We start from the raw sequence: 1,457 nt of genomic DNA on the forward strand, positions 1-1,457 counted from the left end.
ATGCCGCGCTCCAGCAGCATCTCCTCAACCTCGCGCAGGCTGAGGGAGAAGCGGTGATAGAGCCAAACAACGTGAGCGATAATTTCGGGTGGAAAGCGATGGCGTTTGTAACTGATCGGAGCACAAGTCATGTTGCCCAACTACCAATCGGAGCTGGAGCCAAAGTTAACTTGATAACACCCGATCATCGCGCTGCTTGATATTGGTGCCGATGACTACATCGTCAAACCGTTCACTTTTCCGGAGATGATGGCGCGCGCACGAGCCGTTCTACGTCGTCGTCGTGATCGTATCAAACCGCATACAGTCTCTACAATGCAAATTGGTGACTGGACGTTTGATCTTCAGCTGCGCCGCATTTGCAACTCCGACGGCCTCACCGTACCGCTTACGCAAAGCGAAGCAACAGTTCTTCGATTCCTGGCACAAAGCCCTGGTGTCGTTTTCTCTCGTGAAGACATTCTGGCCGTCGCCCGAACACGCCAACACGCAGGCAAAGACGATCGTGCAGTTGATACGTTGATCAAGCGTCTGCGTCGAAAGATCGAAGTTGCCCCCTCAAACCCAACACACATCCTGACTGAATGGGGCAAGGGCTACACATTTCAGAACTGACAACATCGCAATATACGTCAAGACCGTGGCTTCGCGGGTGTTATCAAGTTAACTTTGGCTCCAGCTTCGATTGGTAGTTGGGCAACATGACTTGTGCTCCGATCAGTTACAAACGCCATCGCTTTCCACCCGAAATTATCGCTCACGTTGTTTGGCTCTATCACCGCTTCTCCCTCAGCCTGCGCGAGGTTGAGGAGATGCTGCTGGAGGGCCTTGTTGCAGGGGTCGCTCAGTGTCTGTAATTAGAAGGCTTGTTCGTCTTCATAAAGCTATCCGATGCCCCACAAATTCAACGCCAGCCGTCGTCACAAATTTGACAAGAAGAAATATCGTGTCACGAACTGGCGTGCCTATAACGAAAGTCTTCGTAATCGTGGTGATTTGACGATCTGGGTCAACCGTGAGATTGGGAAGGAGTGGTCAGCGCAGCGCCGGACCACTCGCGGAGGGCAACGCAAGTATTCTGATTTGGCCATTGAGGCGTGCCTGACACTGCGTAGCGTGTACGCCCTGGCGTTGCGGCAGACGCAAGGATTAATGCGCTCTGTGGTCCGATTGATGAAAATTGATTTGTTAGTTCCAGACTTTTCGACACTGTCCCGGCGAGCTGGTGGCTTGCAGATTACCAAGCCAGCAAAGGCCAGAACAGAGCCGGTGCATCGGTGTTATCAAGTTAACTTTGGCTCCAGCTTCGATTGGTAGTTGGGCAATATGACTTGTGCTCCGATCAGTTACAAACGTCATCGTTTTCCACCCGAAATTATCGCTCACGTTGTTTGGCTCTATCACCGCTTCTCCCTCAGCCTGCGCGAGGTTGAGGAGATGCTGCTGGAGCGCGGCAT

At 52.4% G+C, this 1,457-nt stretch carries 2 protein-coding genes and 3 pseudogenes; 4 read left to right on the forward strand and 1 reads right to left on the reverse strand.

Annotated elements, in window-relative coordinates:
- A pseudogene (locus BMZ51_RS23635) lies at nt 1–131 on the reverse strand (IS6 family transposase); the annotation flags it as partial.
- A 118-nt stretch (nt 132–249) separates the two neighbouring features.
- Between BMZ51_RS23635 and BMZ51_RS23640 the strand changes: the two are divergent.
- The 4 genes and pseudogenes from BMZ51_RS23640 to BMZ51_RS23655 form a co-directional block, all read left to right on the forward strand.
- Nucleotides 250–615 carry a winged helix-turn-helix domain-containing protein gene (locus tag BMZ51_RS23640; protein WP_074882430.1) on the forward strand — a complete coding sequence of 122 codons (366 nt, stop codon included), beginning with the start codon at nt 250–252 and terminating at the stop codon, nt 613–615.
- Nucleotides 616–701: 86 nt separating this feature from the next.
- Nucleotides 702–824: pseudogene (locus BMZ51_RS24010) on the forward strand (IS6 family transposase); the annotation flags it as partial.
- Between the two features lie 67 nt (nt 825–891).
- Nucleotides 892–1,317, forward strand: a complete 426-nt coding sequence (locus BMZ51_RS23650; RefSeq protein WP_074882432.1) for a transposase — start codon at nt 892–894, stop codon at nt 1,315–1,317.
- Nucleotides 1,318–1,326: 9 nt separating this feature from the next.
- Nucleotides 1,327–1,457, forward strand: a pseudogene (locus tag BMZ51_RS23655) (IS6 family transposase); the annotation flags it as partial.

It is taken from the genome of Pseudovibrio axinellae (genome assembly GCF_900110875.1).
GTDB classification, from domain to species: Bacteria; Pseudomonadota; Alphaproteobacteria; order Rhizobiales; family Stappiaceae; genus Pseudovibrio; species Pseudovibrio axinellae.